The organism is Microbacterium maritypicum (assembly GCF_008868125.1).
GTDB classification, from domain to species: domain Bacteria; phylum Actinomycetota; class Actinomycetes; order Actinomycetales; family Microbacteriaceae; genus Microbacterium; species Microbacterium maritypicum.
Window position 1 is genome coordinate 379,484 of the sequence record NZ_WAAQ01000001.1, and the last position, 21,283, is coordinate 400,766.

A 21,283-nucleotide genomic window follows, 5' to 3' on the forward strand; every position below is an offset into this window, starting at 1 on the left:
CGCCTCAGCGCGTGCCCCAGTTGTAGAGGTCTTTGTAGAGGCCTGCGTAGAGCATGCTCTCGGTGTGGGTGATGCCCGGGATGGTGCGGATGCGGGTCGCGATGAGATCGATCAGGTGCTCGTCGTTCTCGCACACGGCCTCGACGAGGATGTCGAAGGTACCGAGCGTGACGACCACATACGCCAGCTCGGGGATCGTGGTGAGTTCCTCGGCGATCTCGCGCGGGTCGCCCGAGACGCGGATGCCGATCATCGACATGCGGTGGAAGCCGAGCTGCATGGGGTCGGTGACGGCGACGATCTGGATGATGCCGGCCTCGGTCATCCGCTGCACGCGCTGGCGAGCCGCTGCTTCGCTCAGCCCGACCTCGCGCGCGATCTCGGCGTAGGGGCGGCGGCCGTCTTCCTGCAGCAGTTCGACGATGCGCTTCGAGATGTCATCAAGGGCAGGCTGGGACGGCTTCGTGCTCATGTGTCGATATTGTCAGCCGGTTCTGCATTCTGCAACCGATTCAGTTGTTTCGTTTGATCAGATCTTCAGATTCCGTATGGATGTCGATACGATGACCCCATGTCCAGTCACCTCCTGAAGAACTCCGCGCGGCTGCAGAACTTCATCGGCGGCCGCTACGTGTCCGCGAGCGGCGCCGACCGCATGCCGCTCGTCGATCCTGTCACCGAAGAGACCTACGGGGAGCTCCCGGTATCGGACGGCAGCGACGTGGATGCCGCCTACGCCGCCGCATCCGCCGCCTTCCCGATCTGGCGCGACACCACGCCCGGCGAACGGCAGCTGGCGCTGTTCCGCATCGCCGACGAGATGGAGGCGCGAGCGGAGGAGTTCGCCGACCTCGAGTCGCAGGACACCGGCAAGCCGCGTGCCAGCCTCGTCGCGGACGAGATCATGCAGTCCGTCGATCAGCTGCGCTTCTTCGCGGGTGCGGCGCGAAGCCTCGAGGGCAGGGCTGCGGGGGAGTACCTCGCCGGTCACACCTCCTTCGTGCGGCGCGAACCCGTCGGCGTGATCGGCCAGGTCACGCCGTGGAACTACCCGCTGAACATGGCGGTGTGGAAGATCGCTCCCGCGCTCGCCGCCGGCAACACGGTCGTGCTGAAGCCCGCGGAGTCGACGCCGCTCACCACCCTGCTGCTCGCCGAGATCGTCGCGCTGCACACGCCGGCCGGCACGCTCAACGTGGTGCTCGGAGACAGGGACACGGGTGTCGCGCTCGTGGAGCACCCCACGCCGCAGATGGTCGCGATCACCGGTTCGGTGCGTGCGGGCATGGCGGTCGCGCGTTCGGCGGCCGACGACGTCAAGCGCGTGCACCTCGAGCTCGGCGGCAAGGCTCCGGCGATCGTGTTCGCCGATGCGTCGATCGACAAGGCCGTCGAGGGCATCATCACCGGCGCGTTCTTCAACGGCGGACAGGACTGCACCGCTGCCACCCGGGTGCTGGTGCACGCCTCGCGGCACGATGAGCTGATCGCCGCGCTGGTCGCCAGGGCGAAGACCCACGCCCGCACCGGCGGCCCGCGCGAGGAGGGGGTGCTGTACGGCCCGCTGAGCAGTGCGGCACAGCTCGCGCAGGTGCAGGGCTTCATCGATCGCCTGCCCGCGCACGCGACGATCGAGACCGGCGGACGCCGCCAGGGCGACCGCGGCTACTTCTGGGAGCCCACGATCGTGTCGGGCGTGCGACAGGACGACGAGGTCGTGCAGGGAGAGATCTTCGGACCGGTGCTCACGGTGCAGGCGTTCTCCGAGGACGCCGAGGCCCTGGAGATGGCCAACGACGTGCCCTACGCGCTCGCCGCGTCGGTGTGGACGACCGATCATGCCAGGGCGATGCGCTTCTCGCGTGATCTCGATTTCGGCTGCGTGTGGATCAACACCCACATCCCGTTCGTGTCGGACATGCCGCACGGCGGATTCAAGCACTCCGGCTACGGCAAGGATCTGTCGCAGTACGGTTTCGACGACTACACCCGCATCAAGCACGTGATGAGCGCACTCGACTGAGGCGGCGGCCGGCGGCGTGCCCTCAGGCGGTCAGGACCTTCACACGGGGAGTGTCTTCACGCGGCGGTGCTCGCGCAGGGTGAACTGAGGACGCTCCTCGATCTTGATCGCGCCGTCTTCGAGCCAGCCGTGACGGGCGTAGAAGGCGTCGGCGCGCTCGTTGCCGTCGAGCACCCACAGGTAGGCGCGGTCGTGACCGGCCTCGGTGATCCGCTGCTCGGCGGCTACGAGCAGGGCATGACCCGCGCCGGTGGACCAGGCGGAAGGGTCGGCGTAGATGCCGTACACCTCTCCGTCGGCGAGGCCGTCGGGGTCGCGGCCCGAGCCGAGTGACGCCCAGCCGATGAGGCGGTCGTCGCGCACGGCGACGAGCGTGCCCAGGCTCGTCGGCAGCGGCTCGGCGAGTATGCGCCGCCAGCCCGCGGCTCTCTCATCGACGGAGAGGCCGTCGAGCACGGACTGGTCGATGAGTCCTCGATAGGCGGCCTGCCACGAACGCACGTGCACGCCGGCGATGTCTTCGGCGTCTTCGGCGCGTGCGTCGCGGATCACCAGTGCACTCATCCCGCCACCCTACGGTGATCACAGAGGCGGCGTGGGGTCGTGCGGTGCCGGTCAGCTCACGTTCTTCTTGAGCCACGGAAGCGGGTCGACCGCCACCGTGTTGATGTGGACCTCGAAGTGCAGGCACGAACCGAACACGTACCCTGTCGAGCCGACGTCGCCGATGTACTGGCCTTCCTCGACGCAGTCTCCGACCTCGACCGCGCGACTGCCGTAGGTCATGTGCGAGTAGACGGTGCTCACGGCCTGCCCGTCGACGATGCTCTCGATCTGGATCGTGACGCCGTAACCCTGGTAGCTCTCGGTGGACCGCGAGACGCAGCCCTTCATCGCTGCGTTGATGGGGGTGCCGATGGGGGCGGCGAAGTCCTGGCCGAGGTGGGATCGGCCCGGCCGCGAGGCGCCGAAGCCATCGGTGAACGAGTAGGTCCCGTCTGCCATCGGCATCACGATGCGTCCGGCGAGAGGGATGTCCATCGCGCTGGAGAGAGGCATGCCGGCGGCGACGGCAGCGGCAGCGGCGCGGGAGCGGGTCTCCTTGATCTCCTCGGGCGTCGTCGCGGAGAAGTTCCCCCGGGGATCGATCTGGGCCCGGATTCCCGCCTTCGCCGTGTACGACTGCGCGGTTCCTTCGGCTGCGGTGGAGACGCTGGCGCTGGCGTTGGCGGCCTGGCCGCCGACGGGGTTGAGTGCGGGAAGAGCCGCGCCGGAGATCAGCACGCCGATCGCCAGTGTGGCACCAAGTGCCTTCGCCCTCGCCCACCGGCGCTTCTCCCGGCGCACCAGAGCTCGAGAAGTCGGCGCCGTCGGCGCAGCCAGGTGTCGCGGGCGCAGACGAGGATCCCAGGAGCGGGGAGCGCGGGGTGCCTGTGGGGTGGCCGGAGGGGCGTCGGAGGAAGGGGTGGGCGCTGCGGAGGAGGTGGGGGCTGCCTCGGGGGCGAGGGCCGCCTCTGGTGCGGGTGCTGCCTCGGGTGCTGGGGTGGGCAGTGCTGCCTCGGGCGTGGGTGCTGCCTCGGGTGTGGGAGTCGCCTCGGTTGCGGTTGCGGTTGCGGTTGCGGGGGCTGCCTCTGATGCCGGGGTGGGGTCAGCCGCGGAAGGGGTGTCGCGGGCGGAGGAGGCATCACCCGGAGTGGCTGCTTCGAGCGCAGAAGCAGCACGAACTGCATTCGCCCGGCGGGAACTCCGTGTATCCGCGGTGGCGGAGCGCCTCAGGTCGCGCCGCAAGAGCGGTCGCGTCGAGTCAGGGACTTGTGCGGGGGCTTCCGAGGCGTCGTGATCGCGCTCGGGTGGCAGGGAGTTCGTGACGGGGTCCTTCCGGGAGGCAGGTGTGCGCGGCGGGCGATCCCCCCGGATGCCACCGTTACCGATCTGTAATCTAATTCGCGAAGTCGAGAGCGTCAAATCGAGAGCGCATGGATCGAGATCACACGTCGCGGAGGGGTGCTCGGGCTTCGATCGACCTCGGTGCCTGTGTGTTGCGGAGGACGATGCACCGATTCTGCGCCGGGAGCCCGACGTCCGGGCGAGCCGTGGGGCACGATCTGCCGTACGTGGGGAAAGGCGGGAATCCGCCTCGCCTGTGGAGGAGTCGCGGACCTCGTATGAGTTCCGAAATATTGCTCTGAACTGGCCTTATCCGGCAGTGAATGTCGGTGGCCCCGGGTTGACTTGCGCGTATGACAACCCCGGTGGAGATGCTCGGTCAGACGGCCGCTGATCTGGACGCGCTGCTGCGCTCCGACGTGGTGGTGGGGTTGCCGGATGACGCGAAGATGCAGCTCTTGCGTGTGGCGGGGGAGGTGCTGCGGCGCGTGGAGGCGCTGGTCGTGGAGACGGTCGCGTCTGTCGATGCGCGCCCGGCCGGGTCGGGTGCGGTGGCATTCTGCGGTCGATTCGGGTGTCGGACGATGGGCGAGCTGCTGCAGAGGGTGCTGCGGACGGATGCCGCTGGCGCTGGTCGAGTGGTGAAGGCGGCGAAGGCCGTGCGTCGCGAGGTGGAGCTGTCGTCGGGGGTTCGCTTGCCGGCGCGGTGGCCGGCGATGCGGGCGGCGATGCTCGACGGGGCGGTGGGGGTGGCCGGGCTGCTGGCAGCGACAGGACCGGTGGAACACGCTGCGGTCCGGGTCGGTACAGCTGACCGGCTGCTCGCAGATGCGGAGCTTGCGGCGTATGCCCGCGGATGCGCGGTCGCTGCCCAGGGGGCGGACGACGGCCGTCGCGCCGACGCGGATGCGGCTGTCGACGGCGAAGAGGCACCACCGGCGACGCCGGAAGACCTCCGGATCCTGGCGCAGGTGATCGTGCAGTACCTCGACCCCGACGGCGCGGAGCCGGCAGACGACATCGCGATGCGCGCCCGAGGGATCATCCTGGGCCGGGCGAAAGACGGGGTGATCCCGATCCGGGGCGGGCTGCTGCCCGAGGTCGCGGGACAGCTGCAGCGAATCTTCGACGCCTATCTGAACCCGAGAGTCGACGGGCCATCCGCGCCCGGGGTCGTCGTCTTCCAGCCGTCCGTCCTGGTCGACCACGATGAGGCCGCCTTCACCGGGGCGGTGGGGGGGAACAGGCGACGATGCCCTTCCCTCCGACGATGCCCTTCCCTCCGACGATCCCGCCCGGATGGTCGACACCCGGTCCCGCGCACAGAAGCAGCACGACACCCTCGCCGCGGTGCTGGGGATCGCTGCGCGGCACGATGAGATGCCCCGTCTCGGTGGCGCCGCACCGACTCTGGTCGTGACCGTCACCGCCGACGACTACATCGCCGGGCGTGGGTGGGCGCACGTCGACGGTATCGACGTCCCCGTATCCGTGCGTACCGCCGCACACACCGCCTGCGCGGGTGGAGTGCAGCGGGTGCTGTTCGACCCGGCAGGGCGCATCATCGGAATCGACACCTCCGACCGGATCTTCAGCGCCCATCAACGCCGGGCGATCACTCTCCGTGACCGCGAATGCCTGGTCCGGCGGGAGCGCCTCCGCTTCGACGGATGTCACGGGTTAGCGTTTTTGCGATACTTGCGGCTTCCATGAGCCGATTAGCATCGACATCCATTTCCGCCGTGTGTGCGAGAGCAAGTTCTCGCGGAAACTCAATCGAGATTGGTGTTTTCATTGCAGAGAAGACCGGTAGCTCCGCAAGTACGGAACTACCGGTCAATCCTTTCGTTAGCTCATCGAGTAGAACTTGTTCTCGAATCCGCCCATCACGATGCCGCCAGCGATGGCACCGGCGAGTCCGATGGAGCTTGCGGCGGCGATGACGCCGCCCCGGACCTGCCACTTGATTTTCTGGTGGTACGAGTTCCGGAGTCCCGCGTAGTAGGCTCGTTCGCCTGCCACCTGTCCGGCACCGTAGAGCCCCCCGCCGGCCGCCATCGCCCCGGCGATGATTCCGACCACGGCGCCGACCCCGATTGCGCCGTCGATGTTGTCATCCTGACGCCCGGCCAGGCCGCTGACACATGCATGCTGTCCGCGACGCTGGAACAGATCCGCGTGCCGGTCGGACACGGGCGGCCACGCACTCGTCCGGACCGAGTGATGGCCGACAAGGGCTATCCGTCCCGGGCGAACCGGGCATGGCTGCGCGAGCGTGGCATCGCCGCGACGATTCCCGAGCGTGATGATCAGATCGCCCACCGCCGCAAGCGCCGCGGCCGCCCGATCGACTTCGGCGACGAACAACGGCACCGCTACCGCGGCCGCAACGTCGTCGAGCGCTGCTTCAACAAGCTCAAGCAATGGCGCGGCATCGCCATGCGATCAGACAAGCTCGCTCGCAACTACCACGCCGGCCTCTGCCTCGCCGCAACCCTCCATTGGCTCACCAGCACGAGCTGAGCTCAGAACTCCTGGAATGCGGGCGCTTGAGCGCGCTGCGTGGTCGTGGCCTGGACGTTCAAGCCAGTGCGCCAGTTCGGATACACCCGGAACCCACGCTTTCCTGGCCGCCTTCCTGACGTGATGCCGAGTGCAGTGAGACGCGCGCCAGTGAACCGGAACACCCCTCGTCGATCATGTTGCGCCACGAAGACAAGCAGCCCCGCAGCGGGATCGTCATCGCTGAACGGCGTCGTGTTCCCATCCGCGTGTCGTTGCCAGAACGCGACGAAGGCACCCGGCTCGGTCGGGATGTTACGCGCAGTCCGGATATGCCAGACCTCTTCACCGATCTGGACAATCCCGGACTCGTAGTCGCTGTTCTGCATCTCGGGAATCACTTCAGCGGTCACGACCACCTCAGCCGAATACGCCGCGAAGGCATTGAACCGCATGCAGCCACGATATCTTGCCGAGCCGTCAGGCACGGGCCAGCGACCCTGAGCTCCTTTAGCAACACGGCCTAGGACGGCATCCCCCGTTGCCGCGTGGACCCGGTGGATCTTGCCACCTCGTCTCCCCCTCAAACCGCGCCGACCTAGGGTATTGAAGCCGTAGCCCACGGTCTCATCATCATCCGCGTGGGCGAGGTCGCCTCAGGTAAGGCAGGCCACGAGACTCAGCTACGGAGATTCTCTGCGGGGCGAAGACGCGCCGCACGGATCGAGGCCAAGCCACCACCGCCTGCCCCGACAATCATGCCAACGGCGATGGCGAGGGGAAGGAGGACGACATCGAACACGGGCGCCCATCGTTGAGTCACGGTCACCACTAAAATTGCGGCCATACCGAGCAGGAGCCCGGCGACCCCTCCGACGAAGCCGATGTACGCAGACTCGAGAGTGATGAGCGCCCCGATCTGGCGATCCCGAGCCCCGAGCGCCTTGCGCATGCCAATCTCGCCTCGCCGTGCGTTGACGGCCAAGAGCGTCGCATTCATGAGAGCGGCGATAGCCACAATCAGGGCAAGTAGCGTGAACGCTATAAGCGTTGTCTGCACCCCTTGTTCCACTTGTCCTCTCAGCTGAGCAGAATCGGTCGGCGCGGCGACGACGATCTGCTCAGGCTGGAACGGGTTCAGCGCAGAGGGCAATTGCTTAGCGACCTGCTGTGCTGCGCCGGCAGACGTCACAGCCAGCATGGTCACATCGATGGGCCCTCCCGCCGTGAGGTCATCACGAGGTCCGACGACGACTTCGCCTCGCAGCAAGGGGAGTCGCGACGACTCGGTGATGATGCCTGCCACAACGTACGAGATCCCATCGACGAGGATGGTCGGCGCACTGTCGATGCTACTGAGTTGCAGATCCTTCGCGAGGAGGTCGCCAATATAGGCTTCGCCGGCCTCGAGCGGCCCCCGGTGCCATGGCGCCTCGTCGATGGAAAGACGTGCGGCGGCGGCGATATGTCCGATGGCGACATGCGGTTGGATCTGCCGTGATTCGGCGAAGGTCGAGACTGTGCTGGCACGGAGATCGATGACGGCAGCTGCCGCATCCACCCCACTCAGTTGTTCAACTCTCTCCGGGATCGTCTCAAGCGGGGGGGAGTTGGGGACTCCCGTCGACCACCGCGCGGAGACTTCGCGATTGAGATGTGCATCGAAAGTGGCTGAAACCTGTGCCCTGGCCGATGCGGAGAGCCCCAAGGTCGTGATTGTCAATGCCACCGCGATAGCGACAGCTAGACCCTGCCCTAGCGTCTGGAACTTTCGCGACACCACGGACGCCCATGCGTCGCGTAGCATGTCGACGAACCGAATGCGCCCCTTCGACTGAGCATCTTCCTCCTCGCGAGCCCGGGGAAAACGCGAACTGGCTGAGCCCTGAAGAGACTGACCGGCGGAGTCCGACTCCGAATTCGAGCCCGAACTCACCTGTTGCACATCCGAGACAAGTTTGCCGTCTGCGATGTGGATCACGCGACGAGCACGCTCCGCCACTTCGGTGGAATGAGTGACGACGATGACTGTCGCCCCCTCATGATTGATGCGTTGAAGCTCATCCAAGACTCGAGCCGCGTTAGCCGAATCAAGGTTCCCGGTCGGTTCATCGGCGAGGATCAGTTTCGCGTCGCCGGCGATGGCTCGGGCGATGGCAATACGCTGCCGCTGCCCGCCGGATAGCGTCGACGTGCTCTGAAATGCGCGGTCGCTGAGGCCAACCGAGTCAATTGCGCGTCGGACTTTCTCACGGCGCTCCGCGCGTCGCATTCCCCGGTACAACAGATTCAATTCGACGCTGTGCGCGGCCGGTCTGCCCTCAAGCAGGTGGAAGGCCTGGAATATGAAGCCAATCGTGCGAGCGCGTACGCTCGAGGAACGGCGACCATCGCTGGCCCGAGTATCCCCGCCGTCGAGAACGTAGGTTCCAGACGTCGCATCATCGAGCAGACCCAGAATGTTCATCAAGGTGGTCTTGCCCCCACCCGAAGGCCCGACGACGGCGACGAACTCGCCCTGGGTTATGTCGAGGTCGATACCGCGCAGCGCCTCGACATCAGGACTGCCTGGGGAAGAGTAGGTTCGACGCACTCCCCGCAGCCGAATCAATGCCACGTCAACCAACTCGAACCTTGTCGCCGACTTCGAGGGCACCTTCTTTTACCGACTCGACGGCGACCTCACCCTGCAAGGTACCTAGAACGGTAACAGGAACCTCGACGAGCGTCCCATCATCCTGCTGCTTCGTCAGAATGTTCTTGCCGGGCCCCCGATCTGACACCGCGACTATCGGGACAATCAACGCATCCTGCGCCACGACTTGCTGAATCACGGTCACCCGCGCCCGGCCAGTCGACACAGGCAGCGCGGTCTGAGGGACGACGGTGAAGGTGACCTCAGACACCCCGGCTTCTGCTCCACCGGTCGCCCCTTCTTCGCCTGACGACCCACCAGGGGGTGAATCTTCCGAGGCCTCGGTGGCTCCAGTTGAGCCTGGGAAACCAATATCTCCCACGGTGCCTTCCACGGTGACGCCGTCGATGGAGATCGTGGCCGCGTCTCCTGCGACGACGTCGCCAAGATCGGCGGCAGGTACTGTGATCGTGATGACGACATCCGCCGACCCGAGTATGAAATCGGGTTGGCCCTCGACCGCCAGCCTCTGTCCGACAAGCAAGCCTCGAACGATCTGTGCGGATGCGCTGGGCATCGCCAGAATCTCGGCGACAGGAACATACCCCTCGGCAGCCGGCGTCTTCGTGGCCGGCGTCTCCGTGCTGCTCTCCGCAGGCCTGTCGCCCTCCACCGGATCGGTTTTCTCCACCGCCGGCGCACTACGAGTAGGAGCCTCATACCCACTGTCCTGGTACCAGCGCTTGACCGCCGCAGCCGTCGCACTACCAAAGCGTCCATCGGGCACGACCTCGTATGACCGCGCCAACAGCGCGTTCTGTAACGCTTCGACGTCCGGCCCGTGGTCCCCGATGCCCATGTCGCGGTAAAAGGAGAAGGGGGATTGCACGCCGAACAGCGGACGCCCATTGACCTCGGTAAGCACCTGTCCAGCTGAAACGGCCGCCCCCACCTGCAGCGGATGCCCGGTAACCACTGCGAGTGACGCATCCGGAACGGGAAGCACCGTGACTGGAGTCTGCGCTGAGGGGCCTGCCAGACCGGTAAAACTCACCTCTCCCACGAGCGAACCCTGTGTCACCTCCGCAAAGACAGGACCGGCCGCGGGGGCTTTGGCATTCGCTTCCTGCTGCGCCGATGACTGGAACTGCGCGGCGAACCAGAAACCTGCGCAGATGATCGACCCCACCAACACCACAACGAGCACAACAATCCAACGAGATCGTCTGGACTTTTCGGGCACAGTCGGTTCGGTCATCGATCCCTCTTGCTTTCTGATCGCTAGGTCGCCGCAACCAAACTACCGCCTAGTGACGCGGGGGCTACGGGGCTGCTGGCGCGTTCTCCGCCACAATCGTCAGCAACTTCGATTTCCTCTCGGTGGCTTCCGAACGTATCCGGTCTAGTTTGTCCCGGTTCTCCGTGACGAGCCTCTGCTGCTCCTCCCAGGTCTTCTCATACTTGGCAGCGCTCAGCCCACTAGTCTCGCGACATTCCGCGTCGGCAACGGCGGCAGCGAGTTCCTCCACGGAGGGCGCCGGAGTCCCCCCCGTGCCGATCCCCCATTCCTGACCAACAGCCGAGGGAGGCATCTCTGTCCACGGGTCCAGAACCTTCGGAAGCGTGAAGGGCAATTGCGGTTCCAAGCACTCACGCCACTTAGCGGTCGCCTCCACGACGGACTCGTCCTGTAGCGCGACTTGCTCGGCCTGCATAGCCAGCCCCGCAAGATAGTTGACCCCATCGAAATTGACAAAGGAATCCTCATCCTGCTCGCGCACCTCATTCCTACAGTCAAGAAGCGCAGTGTCCAATTCCACGTTCGGGAAATAGGACTCCGTTGTAGCTATGAACTCTCCCCACAAATTCACGCTCTCTTCGTGGACCGGCGTCGCGAAATGGTATCCCCATTTTTTCGCTAATTCTGGCGTGAACAGACGCAATCCAACCGAGTTGAAGTCTTCGGCTAACGGAAACTCTGTGTCCTGCCATGGAACCGGCCATTCATAACCTTGGGAAGTAAGGCAGTCTGCGATGAGGAGTTGTTCGGCATAGTTGTCGAGCGCTACGGGGTACACATGGAACTCGTCCAGGGGCATTGCCCACGCGGCGCGATTCTTGTTCGTGGCCTCGGTTTCGTCGGGCCCCGAGCAGCCAACGACGCCTATAGAGAGGATCACCGCAAGTGCGGCCGCCCCGTAAGAGCGGCCGCACTTGCCCAAGCTGATCACAGGCATAGAGCCCCACCAGCGCTTGCCCGCGTCGTATCGAAGTACCCCGACTCAGCAGTGTCGTTGAAGCTCCGAGATCCGAGATCCGTAGTCCCTCTTCCCACGGCGAACGAGATAGGAGTGCCTGTCTTCGTCTGGCCCGGGTACAGGTACGACACTTGGGTGCGGCCATTGTTGAATGCGGATGATGCGACGTTATTGTACGTCCTCCAACCAATGGCCATATTGTCAGCGCAATTCAGAAACTTATGCGTGGAAGGCTGCTGCCAGGCGTCGTTGCCGTAGTTATAACCAGAATAGCTACAGTGATAGCCCAAACCGCAATCAGCTGGCGCAGCCGACGCAGGCGCCGCGAGCGCGAAGACCCCTGCACCAGAAAGCGCCAGTGCGAACAACGCGCCTGCCACTCTCTTCCGCCAAGACCCGTAGCGCGCTTGTTTTGAAGACATACTCAACCCCCGAAGAACGATTGGAACAAATCGAGACGACCGTCTCAAGTGAGTCTCCTCAGATTTATCAGGGTTTGTCAAGTCGATTTTATTAGATGGATTTCAGCTCAGGATCTTCGCAGCTGAGCATAGTAGGTCTGGACTGGTGGCACTGGCCCGTCGACGTCCAATCTATCTCTCACACACTCGGGCTGGGCGGAGTCGCAGACGCGTGCCGTCTGCGACTCGTTTTCTCTCCACCTGCAGCCGACGATAGATACTTTCGTCTATAGGCCGAAAGGGGGACAGACAGCGTCCCGGGTTCGGTCCTACACTGATTTTCGATCCATCCGTTTCGGCCGTCAGCAATCTTGTCCCCCGAACGGCCTACAACACAGAAGCCCCCAACGGTACGTTGCCCGAGCGGGTAAACCCCATTGTTGAGGATCTTTCCTGAAGCTCAAGATCAATGGTGTAGACCGCGAGAGGAAGAACACGAAACTACGAGCAGTCTTGTTGCCCCCTTGGCATAGTCGCTACGGCGGTCTTAGTTGGAGTGGCGGCACCCTGGACTGCTTCTGAGCCGGATTCCGAGCCAGGTGTCGCAACAACAATCTCGGAGGTTCCTCCCCCGGATGTTGAACGACGCCCTGATGGGCCGAACTGTCGGCGACGAGCTCATCACCTCCGGTGGCAAGTCTCGGACAACGTTCCCCTCTAGCACCGGTTCGATGCTGTCGGAGACGAACAGCACGGGGCACCAATGACGTCGCCGGTGTCAACTCCTTAGCGCCGGGCATCACCTGTCCTCGTGATCCACGAACCGACCACGTACGGCCTACTGTCTTTGCTAGCTCACGAGCGTCACGCCCAGGCATCGTGCTCGGCATCACGAGTCACCTCGTCGAGGTGTCCGTCGCAGAGGAGCTCGATGTTGTCTCGGTGAACTCGAGGGAGTCGAGATCAGCATCCGCGCCGCCGAGGAGAAGCTGGGACAAATGAGTCACATTGTCCGGCTGGCTCTTGAACGACGACGCCCGGGCGGCGCAAACCCTAAACCTTGAGCTCCTTTAGCAGCACGGCCTAGTCGGAAGCCGTCCGGCGTGTGCTCATCCAAGTGCCTGCTGCGATGGCGAAGAACGCCACCACCGCTGCTGACCATGAGAGCCAAAGCTGCCAACCACGGCTCCATAGATGGAGCCTGCCGCAAGGATTACGGTTACTACCGCTGTCACGACGACATGAGGAAGGGACTGCTGACGGTTTGGTTGACTCCAACGCTGTGACGATTTCGGTTCTCACGGAAGGATGGTCAACGTGCCGAAAGCACTCCCCAAAGAGTTCCGGAACGACGTCATCGCGGTCGCGCGTCGGGGCGACGCCCCGATCAGCCGGATCGCGAAAGACTTCGGTGTCTCCGAGTCGTGTCTGCAACGGTGGCTCAAGATCGCGGACGTCGAAGACGGCATCAAGCCCGGTGTGACCCAGGCCGACGCGACCGAGCTGCGCGAAGCCCGCAAACGCATCCGGTTGCTCGAGCAAGAGAACGAGATCCTCCGCCGAGCGGCCGCCTATCTGTCGCAGGCGTCACTCCCTAAATGATGTTCCCGCTGGTCCGCGAACTGGCCGCTGACCGAATTCCGGTCGCGGTGACCTGCCGGGTGCTGGGCTTCAGCAAGCAAGCATTCTTCCAGTGGCGTGCGAACCCCGTCTCGCAACGCGACGGGGACAACGCTCACCTCACAAACGCGGCCGTCGATCTTCACCGCGACGACCCGGCGTTCGGGTATCGGTTCATCGCCGACGAGATCGAAGCGGAGGCCGGGCTGGCAGCGTCCGAGCGGCGCGTGTGGCGGCTGTGCTCGGAACAGAAGCTCTGGTCGGTGATTTCGAAGAAGCGCGGCCTGAACCGAAAAGCGGGACCACCGGTGCATGACGATTTTGTGCTCCGCGACTTCACCGCGACAAGGCCGGACCAACTCTGGCTCACCGACATCACCGAACATTGGACCGACGAGGGCAAGCTGTATCTCTGGGCGATCAAAGACGTCCACTCGAACCGAATTGTGGGCTACTCGCTCGATTCGCGAATGACGGCTGAGCTGGCAGTCGCCGCGCTTCGCAACGCCGTCGCGCTGCGAGAGCCCACCGGAACGACCCTGCACTCGGACCGCGGATCGCAGTTCCGGTCGCGGAAGTTCGTCGAGCTGCTCCGCCAGAGCGGGATCACCGGATCGATGGGCCGCGTCGGTGCATGCGCGGACAACGCAGCGATGGAGTCGTTCTTCGCGCTGCTGCAGAAGAACGTCCTCAACAAGAAGAGGTGGCACTCGAGACAAGAACTCCGCCTCGAGATCGTGACCTGGATCGAGCGAACCTACCACCGCCGCAGGCGACAACGACGACTCGGAAGGCTCACGCCCATTGAGTTCGAGATAATCAACACACCGGCCGCTCACGCGGCGTGAAAAACCCCAAACAAGACGAGTCAACCAAACCGTCAGCAGTCCGGGCGTTGCGCCCGGCTCCGTGTCGGCATCGCGTCGGAACGACACCTGGCGCGGTACACGAAAACCAGACAGGCAACCCAGGGAACAGATGTCCAGACCACTCGCGGGACCGCAGGGCCTGCTGCGCACGCTCAACGGCCGCGCGATCCTGGAGGCGCTCGCTCGCAGCGGGCCGCAGACCCGCTCGGAGCTGATGTCCGCCACTGGTCTGTCACGCACCGCGGTCACGCAGGTGCTGCGGATGCTCGAGAACGCCGGAGCCGTCGCGTCGGCAGGCCTCGACCGGGACACGAGAGGCCCCGCCGCCGGACGGGTCGCCCTGCATCCGCGCCTCGGATTCGCCGTCGCCGTGCACGTCGATCACCATGCCGCCCACGTCGTGCTCGTCGACGCCGGCGGAACCGTGCGGGCGGAGGAGCACGCCCCGTTCACCGAGGCCGAAGATCGCGTGACCCACATCGTCTCCCTCGTCGAGCGGTGTCGCCGCACGGTGAAAGCGGCGAAGGGCGCCGTTCACCTGGCGGTCGTCGGAGTGCCCGGCATCGTCACGGCCGACGGCGGCATCCGCGACGACCTCGGCCCCGACGGCGGCGCATTCCGTGCGGCGCTGTCGACCGCCCTCGACTGTCCTGTGCGCATCGAGAACGATGTGAATCTCGCAGCCCTCGCCGAGCTCACCGCTGGAGAAGGAGCGGTCCTGGCCAGCTTCGCGCTGCTGCTCCTCGACGACGGGCTCGGGGCCGGCATCGTGATCGACGGCGCGCTGCACCGCGGCTTCTCCGGCGTCGCCGGCGAAGTCATGTACCTGCCGCAGACGCCCATCCCGATCGGTGCGCCCCTCGTGGGCGACGCGGTCGTGGGCGACCTGGCCCTCGGCGCCGGCCGCGATCCCGGGGCATCTTTCGCCGATCATCTGGAGGCGGCCGTCCGCGGAGACGCTGCGGCGTTACGGATCGTGTCCGAGATCGCTCGACGCATCGTTCTCGTGGCCGGCAGCGTGGGGCTGGTGCTCGATCCGGAAGCATTCATCCTCAGCGGCGAAGCAGCTCATCCGGCACTCGTCGCCGCGATCGTGCGGATCGCCGGCGAGTACGAGGCGCAGCTTCCCCTGCGGTTCCTCGTCTCCTCCTTCGGTCCGGAGGCTCCGCTGGTCGGCGCCGTCAACGAAGCGGCCGTTGCGCTCCGAGGCGAACTCTTCACCCGCATCCTCACGCCCGCCTCCCAGGCTGGCCGTTGAACACCACCCGTCCGAGCACCGCCGCTCGAATCACCCGACAGGATCCTCGATGACCGCACCTTCCGACCTCGCCGATCGACTCGGTCTCGCGCCCGGTGCGCGGGCGATCATCCTCAATGCGGATGATTTCGGCATGTGCCATGCGGCCAACACCGCCATCATCGACCTGCTCACAGCCGGACGCATCGACTCGACGACCGTGATGGTCCCGTGCTCGTGGTCACCGGCAGCGCTCGCCTTCGCGGCCTCCCGCACTGACCTCGACGTCGGCGTGCACCTCGTTCTCACCAGCGAATGGGCCCGCTACCGGTGGCGCCCGCTGACCGGTACCGCCACGAGCCTCGTCGACGCCGCGGGCTTCTTCCCGACCGACGTGCTGTCCGTCGAGCAGAACGCCACCGATGACGATGTCGCCGCCGAACTCGCCGCCCAGTTGCAGACCGCGCTCGACGCCGGTGTCGACGTGACGCACCTCGACAATCACATGGGCTCGGTCTACGGGCTCGTGACCGGCCGAGGCTTTCTCCGCCCGGTGTTCGAGCTCGCCGCACGACACGGTCTCCCGTTCCGGCTGCCGCGCAGCATGGACGGGGTCGGCGAGGATTCCGCGCTGCAGGCCCAGCTCGACGCTGCCGCGGCAGCCGCCGATGCAGCCGGCGTCGAGATCATCGACCGGCTGTGGTCGCACCCGTTCAAGCTCCTGCGCGAGGGTACACGGGATGAGGAGACGTACGAGCAGATGCGCGACGGCTTCATCGCGCTGCTGCGAGCGGTGCCGGCCGGAGTCACCGAGATCTACCTGCATCCGATGGTCGACGACGACGAGCTCCGCGCGGCTGTCGACTTCAGTGCGGCGAAGCGCGGCTACGAGCTGCGACTGCTGGGCGATCCGGCCGTGCTGCAGGCGATCGAGGACGAGGCGCTCGTGCGCATCGGCTGGCGCGACCTGCGCGACCTGCAAAGGGGAGACGCCCGGTGACGTCGCTGAGCGAGCGGGTGCGCGACCGACGTCTGGACGCGGCGCCGACCAGAGCGCAGACGATCGCGTTCGGAGCCTCCGGCTTCCCGACGCAGCTCATGGCGCAGACCTTCTCGGCCTTCGTCGTCTACTTCTACGTCTCTCACCTCGCCGTCCCCGCCGGGTGGGTGGCGGTCGCGATGATCGCCCACGGCATCCTGAACGCGGTGCTGAACCCCGTCGTGGGCACGGTGTCCGACCGGCTGCGCACACCGTGGGGCCGGCGCATCCCCTGGATCGGCGTGGGTATCGTGCCGCTCGTCGTCGCGTTCGCGCTGGTGTGGATGCCACCAGAGCTCCCCGTGAGCGGCCTCATCATCTGGTTCCTCGTCGTCGTCGCCGTGTACGACGTGGCCTTCGTGGTCGTGGTGCTGAACATCTCCGCCCTGTTCCCCGAGATCTTCCGCACCACCGAGGAGCGCGCCCGCGGCAACGTGCCACGACAAATCTTCGCGATCCTCGGCATGGTCCTCGGAACAGCCGGTGCGCCGGCGCTGTACAGCGCGCTCGGCTGGCCGGGCATGGCCCTGGTGCTCGGCGCCGTCTGCCTGGTGCTGCTCGTGTGGTCGTTCTTCGGGGGGATGATCGAGCGGCGGGTTCCGGAGGCGGCATCGGAGGCCATGCGCTGGGGCGACCAGCTGACGTACACCTTCCGCAACCGCGCGTTCGTCCCCTACGTGCTCGGGTCGCTGTTCGTACAGACCTCGATCGCCGTGATCCTGGCGGCGGTCCCCTTCTACGTCAGGTACTCCCTGCGCGCACCGGAGGGAGAGGGCAGCCTGCTGCTCGGGGTGATCTTCGTCACCGCGATCCCCTCGATCGTGTTGTGGAGCGCGGTCGTCCGCCGCACCTCCCCCCGCACCGCGCTGCTGTGGAGCGTCGCGGTCTTCGGCGCGGCCATGCTCGGCTACCTCGTGGCGGCAGACGTGCCCGGTGCGGTTCTGGTCGGTGTGGCGGTCGGCGTGGGCATCGGCGGCCTGCTGCAGCTGCTCGAGGTCGTGCTCGCGCAGATCATCGACGAGGATGCCGCGCGCACAGGTCATCGTCGGGAAGGCGCCTACTTCGGAGTGAACGGCTTCGTGGTGCGCGGCTCGGTCGTGCTGCAGGCGATCGTCGCCGCGGTGGTGCTGACGGCATCCGGCTTCGACGCCGCTCTCGGCGACGCACAGCCCGAGAGCGTCGACGGCGGTATCCGGCTGATGCTCGCGGTGATCCCGCTCGGGTTCACCGCGCTCGCCTGGTTCTGCTTCTGGCTCTATCCGATCAGGTCCCGCGACCTCTGACCGCTACGGACGAGCAGCCTGGCGCGCCTCCCACCCCGTGCGCACCATCTCGTCGACCGAGTACCGCATGGTCCAGTCGAGGTCGCGCGCTGCGAGCTCGCCCGTCGCCACGATGCGGTCGGGGTCGCCCGGCCGCCGCGGTCCGATCTCGGGGGTGAAGTCGATGCCGGTGACGCGGGCGACGGCGTCCATGATCTGCTTCACGCTGAGTCCGTCGCCGGAGCCGAGGTTGTAGGCGGCTTCGATCGGACGTCCGTCGGAGAGGCGCTGGGCTGCGGCGACGTGGGCTGCCGCGATATCGCCGACGTGCACGTAGTCGCGCACGTTCGTCCCGTCTTCGGTGGCGTAGTCGTCGCCGAAGATTTTGGGGGTCGTGCCCGCGAGCAGCGCCTCGAACACGATCGGGAAGAGGTTGTGCGGGCTGACGTCGTAGACCGTCGGGTCGGCGGAGCCCACCACATTGAAGTACCGCAGCGACGTGTGACGCAGCGGCCGCTCGGAGTCGGCCGTGGCGATGCCCTGGTCGCGCAGCAGCCACTCGCCGATCAGCTTCGATTCGCCGTAGGGGCTCGCAGGCTTCTTGGGCGTGTCCTCGACGACGAGCGCGGCGTCGGGGGTCCCGAACACCGCGGCGGACGACGAGAAGACGATGTTCGAGACGCCAGCGGCCTCCATGGCCTCCAGGACCACGCGCGTGCCCTCGACGTTCTGCGCATAGGTGTGCAGAGGGCGCTGCACCGAGACGCCGGCGTACTTGAATCCGGCGACGTGGATCACCCCCGCGGCGTCGTGATCGCGCAGCGTCTTCTCGACGAGTTCGCGGTCCAGGATGCTGCCCTGCACGAACGCCACCCCCTCGGGCACGAACGATGCGACGCCGCTGGACAGGTCATCCAGCACGACCGGGGTGAGCCCGGCATCGGCGAGGGCGCGCACCACGTGGGCGCCGATGTATCCGGCGCCGCCGGTGACGATCCAGGACATTGCGTTTCCTCTCCCGCCACGACGTCGTCGTGGCTCGATGGGTCATTCTGTCAGGCGTCGCGGCGGGGCCCGGCAGACGGGGTCACCGTGAACAGCAGGGGGGCCGCGAACCGGGAGGCCGCGAAGGCCGCGTTCACGGCATCCGCGACCGCCTCGACGGCATCCTGCTCGATCAGTGCGATCGCGGCTCCGCCGAATCCGCCGCCCGTCATCCGTGCGCCCAGGGCGCCGGCCGCCAGCGCGGTGTCGACCGCGGTGTCGAGTTCGGGGGTCGAGATCTCGAAGTCGTCGCGCATCGATGCGTGCGAGGCGAGCAGGAGATCGCCGATCGCGCGCACACCCTGTTCGCGCAGCACTCGCACCGTGTCGAGCACGCGCTGGTTCTCGGTGACGATGTGGCGTACGCGCCGGAAGGTGACGTCGTCCATCAGCTCCTGGGCGCGCGGCAGGTCGTCGATCGACACGTCGCGCAGCGCGGAAACCCCCATGATCGACGCACCGAGCTCGCACGAGGCCCGGCGTTCGCGGTAGCCGCCCGTGGAGTGCGCGTGCTTGACCCGTGTGTCGATCACGAGGATGGCGAGTCCGGCTTCGGCGACGGCGAGAGGTACGAGCTGGGTCTCCAGCGACCGGCAGTCGAGGAAGATCGCAGTGTCGGGGCGGCCGAGCATCGACGCCATCTGATCCATGATCCCGGTGGGAGCGCCGACGGCCTCGTTCTCGGCACGTCGTCCGATGCGGGCGAGGGTCGTGCCGTCGAGCCCGGTGCCCCACAGCTCGTTCAGAGCGGAAGCCGTGGCCCCTTCGATCGCGGCGGACGACGAGAGCCCCGCTCCCACCGGCACATCGGAGGCGATCGCGATGTCGAGTCCGCTGAACGGGCCGGCCTCCACCGCGGCCTGACGCAGCGCCCAGGCGACCCCGAGCGGATAGGCGGCCCATTCCGGGACTGCCGGATGCGAGCCGGGTGCGGTGGGGAACAGGCGGTCGAGTTCGTCGAGGGCGACCTCGACCGGCTCGTCCGCGAAGGTGGAGCCGACCAGGACGCGACCGCGGTCGTCGTCGCGCCGGCCGACCGCGGCGACCGTGCGTTGCGGGATGGCGAACGGCAGGACGAACCCGTCGTTGTAGTCGGTGTGCTCGCCGATGAGGTTCACGCGTCCCGGTGCCGACCAGAGCCCATCGGGTTCGCGGCCGGTGAGCCGGGTGAAGAGGGTGCGGGCGTCGTGGGCGGCGGTCATACGGATGCTCCGGGGTCGGTCTGGTCGTGCGAGGCGCGTTCGATCGCCTCGCGAAGTCGCGCGGCTCCGACCTCGGGCGGCACCTCGGCTGCCCATGCCCACATCGCGGCCTCGGAGCCGGCGAGGAACTTCAGCTTGTCGGCGGCGCGGCGGGGGCTCGTCAGCTGCAGGTGCAGGCGCACGGTGTCGCGACCGACGTGCACGGGTGCCTGGTGCCAGGCCGCGATGTAGGGGGTCGGGGAGTCGTAGAGCGCGTCGACACCGCGCAGCAGCCGCAGGTACAGCGGGGCGAGCTCGTCGCGCTCCGCCTGGGTGGTCTCGGCGAGGTCGGGCACGTGGCGGTGCGGCATCAGGTGCACCTCGAGCGGCCAGCGCGCGGCGAACGGCACGAAGGCGGTCCAGTGCTCGCCGCGGAACACCACGCGCTCGGACGCCTGCTCGGACTCGAGGATGTGCTGGAACAGGTCGGGGGCCGTGCGATCGATCGACTCCAGCACGCGGGTCGTGCGCGGAGTGACGTACGGGTACGCGTAGATCTGACCGTGCGGGTGGGGCAGGGTGACGCCGATCGCCTCACCACGGTTCTCGAACGGGAAGATCTGCTCGATGCCGGGCAGCGTCGACAGCGCCGCCGTGCGGTCGGCCCAGGCCTCGATGACGGTGCGGGCGCGGGTGACGGACTGCGTGCCGAAGGACCCCGCGTGCTCGGGGCTGAAGCAGACGACCTCGCAGCGTCCGACCGAGGTGCGTGTGCGGCCGAGGCCGAGGGCTGCGAGATCGTCGAGTCCGCGGGGCGCGTTGGATGCCACGGGTGCGGTGCCCACTGCTTCCGCGAGGGCGGGCCCGAACGCGGGCGAGCGGTTCTCGAACACCGCGACGTCGTAGCGCGAGGGCACTTCCGACGGATTGCCCGGAGTCTGCGGCGCGAGCGGGTCGGCGTCGGCGCCGGGCATCATCACGCGGTTCTGCCGGTTCGCGGCGACGGTGATCCAGTCGCCGGTGAGCACGTCGAGGCGCATCGTCGCGGTGTCAGGGCGGGGGTCGAGAACGCGCGCGTCGATGGCTCGATCGGGTCCGAGCGCGGTGCCGGGGTCGTCGTAGTAGATGAGGTCGCGGCCGTCGGCGAGGGTGGTGGCGCGTCGGACGACGCCGGCGCCGAGGGTGTCGGTGCGCAACTCAGGAAGTTCGGGCGTGTTCACGTAAACATGGTACGCACAGAGCCGTGATAACGTCAACATGCCGGAGTCGCGCACCAGCGGTCTGCCGGAGTGTCGAGACGGAGGATGCGGGTGGGCGAGAGCGGA

General features: G+C 66.5%; 19 protein-coding genes. 8 read left to right on the top strand and 11 right to left on the bottom strand.

Translation table 11 applies throughout. The annotated features are described in order from the left end of the window. Nucleotides 1-4 precede the first annotated feature (4 nt). A complete protein-coding gene (locus F6W70_RS01860) occupies nt 5-472 on the bottom strand; it encodes an Lrp/AsnC family transcriptional regulator (protein ID WP_017829446.1) in 468 nt (155 codons plus the stop codon). 99 nt (nt 473-571) lie between these two features. On the opposite strand from F6W70_RS01860, the gene F6W70_RS01865 reads away from it, so the two are divergent. Further along, the gene (locus tag F6W70_RS01865; RefSeq protein WP_151485774.1) at nt 572-2,023 is read left to right on the top strand and encodes a gamma-aminobutyraldehyde dehydrogenase; all 1,452 of its coding nucleotides are present in this window, start codon (nt 572-574) and stop codon (nt 2,021-2,023) included. A gap of 39 nt (nt 2,024-2,062) precedes the next feature. Here F6W70_RS01865 and F6W70_RS01870 read toward each other — a convergent pair whose 3' ends face one another. Both F6W70_RS01870 and F6W70_RS01875 read right to left on the bottom strand, forming a co-directional pair. After that, entirely contained in the window at nt 2,063-2,587 is a 525-nt protein-coding gene (locus F6W70_RS01870) for a GNAT family N-acetyltransferase (RefSeq protein ID WP_151485775.1), read from the bottom strand. A 51-nt stretch (nt 2,588-2,638) separates the two neighbouring features. Further along, complete coding sequence (locus tag F6W70_RS01875; RefSeq protein ID WP_017829443.1) at nt 2,639-3,370, bottom strand: M23 family metallopeptidase; 732 nt, start codon at nt 3,368-3,370, stop codon at nt 2,639-2,641. 893 nt (nt 3,371-4,263) lie between these two features. Between F6W70_RS01875 and F6W70_RS17740 the strand changes: the two genes are divergently transcribed. Both F6W70_RS17740 and F6W70_RS01885 read left to right on the top strand, forming a co-directional pair. After that, the gene (locus F6W70_RS17740; RefSeq protein ID WP_170287840.1) at nt 4,264-5,289 is read left to right on the top strand and encodes a DUF222 domain-containing protein; all 1,026 of its coding nucleotides are present in this window, start codon (nt 4,264-4,266) and stop codon (nt 5,287-5,289) included. Then, complete coding sequence (locus tag F6W70_RS01885) at nt 5,210-5,623, top strand: DUF222 domain-containing protein (protein ID WP_170287841.1); 414 nt, start codon at nt 5,210-5,212, stop codon at nt 5,621-5,623. The genes F6W70_RS17740 and F6W70_RS01885 overlap by 80 nt, the downstream gene beginning before the upstream one ends. Nucleotides 5,624-5,758: 135 nt before the next feature. On the opposite strand, the gene F6W70_RS17925 is transcribed toward F6W70_RS01885, so the two are convergent. Then, nucleotides 5,759-6,103: a hypothetical protein gene (locus F6W70_RS17925; protein WP_218026616.1), complete on the bottom strand. Its 345-nt coding sequence runs from the start codon at nt 6,101-6,103 to the stop codon at nt 5,759-5,761. Between F6W70_RS17925 and F6W70_RS17930 the strand changes: the two genes are divergently transcribed. After that, on the top strand, nt 6,059-6,433 hold the full coding sequence (locus F6W70_RS17930; RefSeq protein WP_141387019.1) for a transposase: 375 nt from the start codon (nt 6,059-6,061) through the stop codon (nt 6,431-6,433). The two genes, F6W70_RS17925 and F6W70_RS17930, sit on opposite strands and share 45 nt — an antisense overlap. Before the next feature lie 2 nt (nt 6,434-6,435). Here F6W70_RS17930 and F6W70_RS01900 read toward each other — a convergent pair whose 3' ends face one another. The 4 genes from F6W70_RS01900 to F6W70_RS01915 form a co-directional block, all read right to left on the bottom strand. After that, nucleotides 6,436-6,867 (bottom strand): MepB family protein, encoded by a 432-nt coding sequence (locus F6W70_RS01900; RefSeq protein ID WP_141387017.1) that lies wholly within the window; start codon nt 6,865-6,867, stop codon nt 6,436-6,438. A 224-nt stretch (nt 6,868-7,091) separates the two neighbouring features. Then, nucleotides 7,092-9,029 carry an ABC transporter ATP-binding protein/permease gene (locus tag F6W70_RS01905; RefSeq protein ID WP_229779072.1) on the bottom strand — a complete coding sequence of 646 codons (1,938 nt, stop codon included), beginning with the start codon at nt 9,027-9,029 and terminating at the stop codon, nt 7,092-7,094. A 1-nt stretch (nt 9,030) separates the two neighbouring features. After that, a complete protein-coding gene (locus tag F6W70_RS01910; RefSeq protein WP_141388340.1) occupies nt 9,031-10,305 on the bottom strand; it encodes a peptidoglycan-binding domain-containing protein in 1,275 nt (424 codons plus the stop codon). Between the two features lie 64 nt (nt 10,306-10,369). Next, nucleotides 10,370-11,284 carry a hypothetical protein gene (locus F6W70_RS01915; RefSeq protein WP_151485777.1) on the bottom strand — a complete coding sequence of 305 codons (915 nt, stop codon included), beginning with the start codon at nt 11,282-11,284 and terminating at the stop codon, nt 10,370-10,372. A gap of 1,739 nt (nt 11,285-13,023) precedes the next feature. Here F6W70_RS01915 and F6W70_RS01925 point away from each other — a divergent pair. From F6W70_RS01925 to F6W70_RS01940, 4 genes are all read left to right on the top strand, one after another. Then, nucleotides 13,024-14,174, top strand: a protein-coding gene (locus tag F6W70_RS01925) for an IS3 family transposase (RefSeq protein WP_373695311.1) whose coding sequence is annotated in 2 segments (ribosomal slippage) — nt 13,024-13,303 and nt 13,303-14,174 — 1,152 coding nt in all. Because the reading frame shifts where the segments join, the coding sequence is not laid out codon by codon here. 130 nt (nt 14,175-14,304) lie between these two features. Beyond that, complete coding sequence (locus F6W70_RS01930) at nt 14,305-15,453, top strand: ROK family transcriptional regulator (RefSeq protein ID WP_151485779.1); 1,149 nt, start codon at nt 14,305-14,307, stop codon at nt 15,451-15,453. A 49-nt stretch (nt 15,454-15,502) separates the two neighbouring features. After that, complete coding sequence (locus F6W70_RS01935) at nt 15,503-16,432, top strand: polysaccharide deacetylase family protein (protein ID WP_151485780.1); 930 nt, start codon at nt 15,503-15,505, stop codon at nt 16,430-16,432. Continuing rightward, nucleotides 16,429-17,754: an MFS transporter gene (locus F6W70_RS01940; RefSeq protein WP_127483040.1), complete on the top strand. Its 1,326-nt coding sequence runs from the start codon at nt 16,429-16,431 to the stop codon at nt 17,752-17,754. The genes F6W70_RS01935 and F6W70_RS01940 overlap by 4 nt, the downstream gene beginning before the upstream one ends. 3 nt (nt 17,755-17,757) lie before the next feature. On the opposite strand, the gene galE is transcribed toward F6W70_RS01940, so the two are convergent. Genes galE through galT form a run of 3 tightly spaced genes read right to left on the bottom strand, consistent with a single transcriptional unit; the run spans nt 17,758 to nt 21,178 of the window. Beyond that, on the bottom strand, nt 17,758-18,738 hold the full coding sequence (galE, locus tag F6W70_RS01945; RefSeq protein ID WP_151485781.1) for a UDP-glucose 4-epimerase GalE: 981 nt from the start codon (nt 18,736-18,738) through the stop codon (nt 17,758-17,760). 50 nt (nt 18,739-18,788) lie between these two features. Then, a complete protein-coding gene (galK, locus tag F6W70_RS01950) occupies nt 18,789-19,979 on the bottom strand; it encodes a galactokinase (protein WP_055874480.1) in 1,191 nt (396 codons plus the stop codon). Beyond that, the gene (gene galT, locus F6W70_RS01955) at nt 19,976-21,178 is read right to left on the bottom strand and encodes a galactose-1-phosphate uridylyltransferase (RefSeq protein ID WP_127483038.1); all 1,203 of its coding nucleotides are present in this window, start codon (nt 21,176-21,178) and stop codon (nt 19,976-19,978) included. Before galT ends, galK begins: the two co-directional genes overlap by 4 nt. Between the last annotated feature and the right edge of the window lie 105 nt (nt 21,179-21,283).